Origin of the sequence: Candidatus Halobonum tyrrellensis G22 (assembly GCF_000495475.1) — an archaeon.
Lineage (GTDB): Archaea > Halobacteriota > Halobacteria > Halobacteriales > Haloferacaceae > Halobonum > Halobonum tyrrellense.
On sequence record NZ_ASGZ01000025.1, the window covers coordinates 1 to 7,313 of the forward strand.

Annotated in this window: 8 protein-coding genes; 6 read left to right on the plus strand and 2 right to left on the minus strand. The window is 72.1% G+C overall.

Features of this window, described 5'->3' with window-relative positions; genetic code table 11:
• Nucleotides 1-1,265: DUF790 family protein (locus tag K933_RS07330; RefSeq protein ID WP_023394066.1), on the plus strand; the 1,265-nt coding region annotated here is incomplete at its 5' end.
• A gap of 7 nt (nt 1,266-1,272) precedes the next feature.
• Here the strand turns inward: K933_RS07330 and K933_RS07335 are convergent.
• Nucleotides 1,273-1,851 carry a DUF7122 family protein gene (locus K933_RS07335; RefSeq protein ID WP_023394067.1) on the minus strand — a complete coding sequence of 193 codons (579 nt, stop codon included), beginning with the start codon at nt 1,849-1,851 and terminating at the stop codon, nt 1,273-1,275.
• Nucleotides 1,848-2,792: an RsmB/NOP family class I SAM-dependent RNA methyltransferase gene (locus K933_RS07340; RefSeq protein WP_023394068.1), complete on the minus strand. Its 945-nt coding sequence runs from the start codon at nt 2,790-2,792 to the stop codon at nt 1,848-1,850. Before K933_RS07340 ends, K933_RS07335 begins: the two co-directional genes overlap by 4 nt.
• A gap of 151 nt (nt 2,793-2,943) precedes the next feature.
• Here K933_RS07340 and K933_RS07345 point away from each other — a divergent pair, with 151 nt between their 5' ends.
• The 5 genes from K933_RS07345 to dnaK form a co-directional block, all read left to right on the plus strand.
• On the plus strand, nt 2,944-3,129 hold the full coding sequence (locus K933_RS07345; RefSeq protein WP_023394069.1) for a hypothetical protein: 186 nt from the start codon (nt 2,944-2,946) through the stop codon (nt 3,127-3,129).
• A 53-nt stretch (nt 3,130-3,182) separates the two neighbouring features.
• Nucleotides 3,183-3,929 carry a proteasome assembly chaperone family protein gene (locus tag K933_RS07350; RefSeq protein ID WP_023394070.1) on the plus strand — a complete coding sequence of 249 codons (747 nt, stop codon included), beginning with the start codon at nt 3,183-3,185 and terminating at the stop codon, nt 3,927-3,929.
• 90 nt (nt 3,930-4,019) lie between these two features.
• Nucleotides 4,020-4,625 carry a nucleotide exchange factor GrpE gene (locus K933_RS07355; RefSeq protein WP_023394071.1) on the plus strand — a complete coding sequence of 202 codons (606 nt, stop codon included), beginning with the start codon at nt 4,020-4,022 and terminating at the stop codon, nt 4,623-4,625.
• Between the two features lie 4 nt (nt 4,626-4,629).
• Complete coding sequence (locus K933_RS07360; protein WP_023394072.1) at nt 4,630-5,316, plus strand: alpha/beta hydrolase; 687 nt, start codon at nt 4,630-4,632, stop codon at nt 5,314-5,316.
• 216 nt (nt 5,317-5,532) lie between these two features.
• A partial coding sequence (dnaK, locus tag K933_RS07365; protein WP_023394074.1) for a molecular chaperone DnaK occupies nt 5,533-7,313 on the plus strand: 1,781 nt, incomplete at its 3' end.

Genomic DNA, 7,313 nt, shown 5'->3' on the forward strand with positions numbered 1-7,313 from the left:
CGGCGGCGCTCGCGCGCGCGGCCGACGGGCTCGGGGTCGACCCCGCCGACCTCAACGCCTCGCTGTACGCCGACCGCGACGTGAACCGGGTGTTGGCGTCGTTCGACCCGCGGTGGGGGCCGGACGCCCTCCTCGCGCAGTACGACCTCTCGCTGGCGCAGACCGCGCTGTTCGACGCCACGGAGGTCCGCGTGCGCTCGTCGGACCCGAAGGCGCTCGTGAGCGCGGTCAAGCGGCTGGGCCTGCTGTACGAGATCGAGGGCGGCGAGCGCGGGGCGGACGCGACGACGGGCGGGGCCGACGGCGGGCGTGCGGGCGGCGCGTCGACCGCCGCGGCGGGTCTCCCGGTGCGGGAGGTGGTGGTGACCGGCCCGGACGCGCTGTTCCGGCGGAGCCGGCGGTACGGCACCGCGTTCGCGCGCCTGCTCCGGAGCGTCGCCGGGAGCGCGGCCGACTGGGAGCTCGAAGCGACGATAGACGACCGGGGGCGCGAGCGGACGCTCCGCCTCTCGGACGCCGAGGTTCGGGTCCCCGGGGTGGAGCCGCTGGCGGAGCCCGCGTTCGACTCGGGCGTCGAGGCGGACTTCGCCGCGCGCTTTCGGGCGCTCGACCTCGACTGGGAACTGGTTCGCGAGCCGGAGCCGCTGCGGGTCGACACCAGCGTGATGATCCCCGACTTCGCGTTCGTCTACCGCCACGCCGACTTCCGCGTCTTCTTCGAGGTGATGGGCTTCTGGACGCCCGAGTACGTCGAGAAGAAGCTCGCGCAGTTGGACGGCGTCGAGGACGTGGAACTGGTGGTCGCGGTCGACGAGTCGCTCGGCGTCGGCGAGGAGATCGCCGCCCGCGACCACCGCGCGATACCCTACGCGGGGTCGGTCCGGGTGAAGGACGTGGTCGACGTCCTCCGGGAGTACGAGGCCGACCTGGAGGCCGAGGTGACCGCCGACCTGCCCGCGGAACTCGTTCCCGACGCGGACGCGGTGTCGGTCGCCGACCTCGCGGCGGAGTACGGCGTGCCGACCGGGGCGATGGACGACGTGGCGTTCCCCGAGCACCGACGGCTCGGCGGGACGCTCGTCAGACCCGCGGTGCTGGAGACGGCGGGCGAACGGGTCGAAGCCGGGGCGTCGTACGCCGACGCGGAGGCGGCGCTCGCCGACCTGGGGATACCGGACGCGAGCGCCGCGCTGTCGGCGCTCGGCTACCGGGTCGCGTGGGAGGGACTCGGCGGCGGGACCGTCCGCGAGAAGGACGACGGCTGACGGCCGACTACTCGGAGCGAGCGGCGCCCGCGTCCGCGGCCGACAGGTCGGGTAACTCCTCTTGGTACCCCTTCGGCACGACCGAGCGGAGTTCCCCGTGGACGTACAGCCCGACGCCGATCGGTTCGGGGTCGCCCGCGAGTTCGTGGGCGGCGACCAGGTAGCCCCAGTCGCCGTCCCACCGCGGGAGCGCCTGGTCGTGGCCCGCGGCGAACGCCGACGCCTCGCCCGGCGAGAGCGTCACGACGTTCCTCGTCGCCAGCCGGCCCCAGCGCTTGACCGCGGTCGTGGTGGGTTTCCAGTGCTCCTGTCGCGTCCGGAGGAACGTCATCCCGACGCCCTCGACGTCGATCGGCGAGGGAACGTCGTCCGCGAACGCCCAGAGCTTCCCCGACCCCTTCTCCCAGAACGTGTGGCCGTCGAACGTCTCCGGCGGGACGCCGAACCGCTCGTCCCACCAGTCGAGCACCTCCGCGCGCGTCGCGCGCCCCGGAACGCGCCGGTCGGCGGCGGTCGCCGGGAGGCGGTCGAACCGGCCGCCGTCGTTCTCGGGGGCGTCGTCCGAGCCGCCGGGTCGCTGGCTCACGCCGCCACCTCCGCGTCGGCGCCGTCCGCCGCGTCGCCGCCGACGCGGAGTTTCGCCACGAAGAACCCGCCCGTGTCGTTGAGGTGGGGGTACACCCGGCTGGCGCGCTCGACGTCGGGGTCGTACGTCTCGCCGTCCCACCCGGTCACGCCCGGCCGAGCGTCGAGCGGGGGGTCCCACGGCTCGACCCGGCAGTCCTCCTCGCGGAGCACGTGATCGAGCACCGCCTCGTTCTCCTCGGGGGCGAACGTACACGTCGAGTAGACGACGGTCCCGCCGGGGCGGGTGGCCTGTACCGCCCGCCGGAGGAGCCCCTTCTGGACGCCCGCGATCTCGTGGACGTGATCGAGCGTCCACGTCTCGAGCGCGTCGGGGTTCTTCCGGACGGTCCCCTCACACGAACACGGCGCGTCAACGAGCACCCGGTCGAACGCGTCGAACCCCAGGTGCTTCAGCGAGTAGTTGCGCGCGTTCTGCTGGTCGACCACGAGGTCAGTGACCCCCAGCCGTTCGGCGTTGTGTCTGAGCGCGGAGATGCGCCCGAGGTTGGTGTCGTTGCCGACGAGCGTCCCCCGGTCGTCCATGAGCGCCGCGAGTTGGGTGGTCTTGCTCCCCGGGGCGGCGCAGGCGTCGAGGACGCGCTCGCCGGGGTCCGGGTCGAGCGCGAGCGCCGGAAGCGCCGACACCTCCTCTTGACCGTGGACCCACCCGTGCGCGTACGGCCACGTCGTCCCGGGCGACCCGCCGGACAGCCGGAAGACGCCGTCGTGCCAGTCGGCGCGCTCGTAGCCCGTCCCCTCGGCGTCGAAGGCGGCGGCGACCCGGTCGGCGTCCCCGAGGATGGTGTTGACCCGAACCACCGACGGGAGCGGCCGCTCGCAGGCGGCGCGGAACGCCGCCTCGTCGTCGACGAGGGGCGCGTAGCGGTCGAGTGGGTTCATACGCCGCCGGTTCGCGCGGGGCGCGTTTGTCGGTTTCGGAGCGGCGCGACCGCCCCGCGACCCGCCGCCGACTCGCCCGCGGCATCGATGAGCGAGCGGCGTACGTGTAACCCATCCAAATACTTATTACTTACATCTCCAAGTGTATTGTGTGATATACCACGACCGACTACTGACGCTCGCGGTCGCCGTCGCGCTCGTCGGTCTCGCCGGGGTGGTCGGCGCCGACGTGCCGTTGACGCCCGCACACCGACCGAAGCCGACGGCCGCGGAACGGACCGCGGCGATCGACCGGCGGGCAGCGGCGCCCGCCGCGCGGGCCGAGACAGAGGCGTGAGCGGCGAGCGGTAGCGACCGCGGGTTTACGGTGCCGGGTGGAGATAGGGGGGTATGACCCGGATCGAGGTGACGGCGGAACTGACGCTGGACGACCCGGTGCTCGTCGAGGGGTTCCCCGGCGCCGGGCTGGTGGGGAAGATAGCGGCCGACCACCTCGTGAGCGCGTTCGGGATGACCCACTACGCGAACGTCTACTGCGACAGCCTGCCGCTGGCGGCCGCGTACGCCGACGACGACCGCACGCTCCGGACGCCGGTGAGGCTGTACGCCGACGCCGACCGCGATCTGGTGGTCCTCCAGTCGGACGTGCCCGTCGCCCCCGAGGCGGCCAGCGAGTTCGCCGAGTGTAGCGCCGAGTGGGTCCGCGAGGAGTCGGTGACGCCGCTGTACCTCGCGGGGCTGAAACGCGAGGGGCCGGCCGACGAGGCGGCGGGGCGCGAGGTGCGCGGCGTCGCCACCGGCGACCGCGGGGCGGTGCTCGACGCGGCGGGGATCGACCCACCCGAGGGCGCGGGGCTGGTCTCGGGGCCGACCGGCGCGCTGTTGAACCACGCGCTCGACACCGGCCTCGACGCGGTCGGGCTAGTGGTCGACTGCGACCCGCAGTTCCCCGACCCGTCGGCGGCGAAGGCGGTGCTCGAAGACGGCGTGGCGCCGGTCGCCGGGGTGGACGTGCCGACGGCGGAACTCGACGAGAGCGCCTCGGGGATCCAGCGGGCGAAAGAGCAGTTGGCCGAACAGATCCGCAGACAGGAGGAGAAGTCGTCGAAGGCCCAGCCCGTCCGGATGTACCAGTAGCCGCGGGCCACCGTCGCTCGCCCGCCGCGGTCGGGGGCGGGCCGCGCCCAACATGTAACCCTTATTTCCGCCGAACGACTGACACCGCACATGAGCGACGAGGCCGGAGTCGACCCCGACGGTGCGGAGACGGAGTCGGACGCCGAGACGGAGCCCGCGAGGGCGGACGACGACCGGGAGGCGGAGTCGCTGGCCGCCCGCGTCGCGGAGTACGACGAGGAACTCGCGACCGCGGTGGCGGAGACGGTCGACCGCGCCGAGGAGGCCGAAGCCCGCGTCGACGAGTTGGAGGCGACGCTGAAGCGGACGAAGGCCGACTTCCAGAACTACAAGAAGCGCGCGAAGAAGCGCCAGGAGGACCGCGAGGCGCGCGCGACCGAGGACCTGGTCTCGCGGCTGACCGAGGTGCGCGACAACCTGGTCCGCGCGCTCGACCAGGAGGAGGGGACGGACATCCGCCCGGGCGTCGAGTCCACGCTGGAGACGTTCGACCGCGTGTTCGACGAGGAGAACGTGACGCCGATCGAACCCGAGGCGGGCGAGGCGGTCGACCCCCAGCGGCACGAGGTGATGATGCGCGTCGACAGCGACCGCCCGGAGGGGACCGTCGTCGACGTGTACAAGCCGGGGTACGAGATGGCCGACAAGGTGCTCGAGGCGGCGCAGGTGACCGTCAGCGACGGGAGCGAGGAGTAGTCCGGTGCGCGTGCACGTCCGCGGCGACGGCGACCGCACGCTCCTGTTCGCGCTCGGGTGGGGGAACCGCCCGGGGCACGCGACGGTCGACTGGCTGCTCGACGGGCTGACGGACGCGGGCTGGACCGTCCACGCGGTCGTCCTCGACGAGAACGGCACCGACTTCGAGCGTGACTACGCCGAGCCGCTGACGCGGGTCCGCGACGAGGTGTACCCCGACGCCTGTGCGGGCCACAGCCTCGGGGGGTTGGCGCTCGCGCACGTCCCCGGCGACGACCCCCGGGTGTACTCGGCGCCGTTCTGGGGCCCGCACCCCGGCGGCGCGGCGGCGCTACTCCCGCTGCTGTCGCGGCTCCCGATAGCCGAGCGGGTCGTGCCGCTGACGCGGGACCGGTCGGCGATCGGCGACCTCCGACCGGCAGAGGAGGACGCGGCGGCCGACCGCGGCGTCTCGCCGGCGTGGCTCGGCGCGGTCCGGGAGGGGCAGTCGACGCTGCCGCCGTTCCGCGAGGGGAGCGCGGTCCACTGCTCGCTGCGCGACCGCGTGGTGAGCACGCGCGCCATCGGCGAGCGCGCGCCCGCCGACCGGGTCCGCCTGTACGACGGCGAACACGAGTTCTTCTCCTCGCGCGGCCGGCGGGCCGTCCTCGACCGGTTCCTCGACGACCTCGACGCGGTCGCCGACGCCTGACGCGCCGAAGTTCCCGGCACCGACGGGGGCTCCCGTGCGGTCTCGCCCGCACCGGGGCGCGGGCCGCACCGCGCGACCGGCGGTTCGTGATAAGCGTTCCCACTTCCAACGGGTGGGGAAAGCGAAACCGCCGGACTGCGCCGGGGTACCGCGGTTCCGTGTGCCGGCGTATCTAGTAACGTTTAACGGAGTCGGGCCGCCTAGGCCCTTTCAACAATGGCGAGCGACAAGATTCTGGGGATCGACCTGGGGACGACGAACTCCGCGTTCGCGGTCATGGAGGGTGGCGAACCCGAGATCATCGTGAACGGCGAGGGAGACCGGACGACGCCGTCGGTGGTCGCGTTCTCCGACGACGACGAGCGACTCGTCGGGAAGCCGGCGAAGAACCAGGCGGTCCAGAACCCCGAACGCACGATCAGTTCGATCAAACGGCACATGGGCGAGGAGGACTACACCGTCGAGGTCGACGGCGAGGAGTACACGCCCGAGCAGATCTCGGCGATGATCCTCCAGAAGATCAAGCACGACGCCGAGGAGTACCTCGGCGACGAGGTGGCGAAGGCCGTCATCACGGTGCCGGCGTACTTCAACGACCGTCAGCGGCAGGCGACGAAGGACGCCGGCGAGATCGCCGGCTTCGAGGTCGACCGGATCGTCAACGAGCCGACCGCGGCGTCGATGGCGTACGGTCTCGACGACGAGTCGGACCAGACCGTCCTCGTGTACGACCTCGGCGGCGGGACGTTCGACGTGAGCGTGCTCGACCTGGGCGGCGGCGTCTACGAGGTCGTCGCGACCAACGGCGACAACGACCTCGGGGGCGACGACTGGGACGAGGCGGTGATCGACCACCTCGCCGACGAGTTCGAGAACGACCACGGGATCGACCTCCGTGAGGACCGGCAGGCGCTCCAGCGGCTGAAGGACGCCGCCGAGGAGGCGAAGATCGAGCTCAGCTCCCGCAAGCAGACCACGATCAACCTGCCGTTCATCACGGCGACCGACTCGGGGCCGGTCCACCTCGAGACCGAGATGACGCGCGCGACGTTCGAGTCGATCACGAGCGACTTGCTCGACCGGACGGTCGGCCCGACGGAGCAGGCGCTCGAGGACGCCGGCTACGACAAGGGGGACATCGACGAGGTGATCCTCGTCGGCGGCTCCACCCGGATGCCGCAGGTCCAAGAGAAGGTCGAGGAACTGCTGGACGTCGACCCCAAGAAGAACGTCAACCCCGACGAGGCGGTCGCGCTCGGCGCCGCGATCCAGGGCGGCGTGCTCTCGGGCGACGTCGACGACCTCGTCCTGTTGGACGTGACGCCGCTGTCGCTCGGCATCGAGGTGAAGGGCGGGCTGTTCGAGCGGCTGATCGAGAAGAACACCACGATCCCGACCGAGGAGTCGAAGATCTTCACCACCGCGGCGGCCAACCAGACCTCGGTGCAGGTGCGCGTGTTCCAGGGCGAACGCGAGATCGCCGAGGAGAACGAACTGCTCGGCGAGTTCCAGCTCAACGGCATCCCGCCGGCGCCCGCGGGCACCCCGCAGATCGAGGTGTCGTTCAACATCGACGAGAACGGCATCGTCAACGTCTCCGCGGAGGACCAGGGGTCGGGCACCTCCGAGGAGATCACGATCGAGGGCGGCGCGGGCCTCTCGGACGACCAGATCGAGCAGATGCAAGCGGAGGCCGAACAGCACGCCGAGGAGGACCAGGAGCGCCGCGAGCGGATCGAGGCGCGCAACGAGGCCGAGAGCACGGTCCAGCGCGCGGAGACGCTCCTCGAGGAGAACGAGGAGAACGTCGACGACGACCTCGAATCCGACGTGCGCGACGCGATGGACGACGTCGAGGAGGTTCTCGCCGACGAGGACGCCGACACCGACGAGGTCGAGTCGGCGACCGAGGAGCTGAGTAGCCAGCTCCAGGAGATCGGCAAGCAGATGTACGAGGGTGCGGGCCAGGCGCAGGCCGGCGCCGGCGGTGCCGGTGC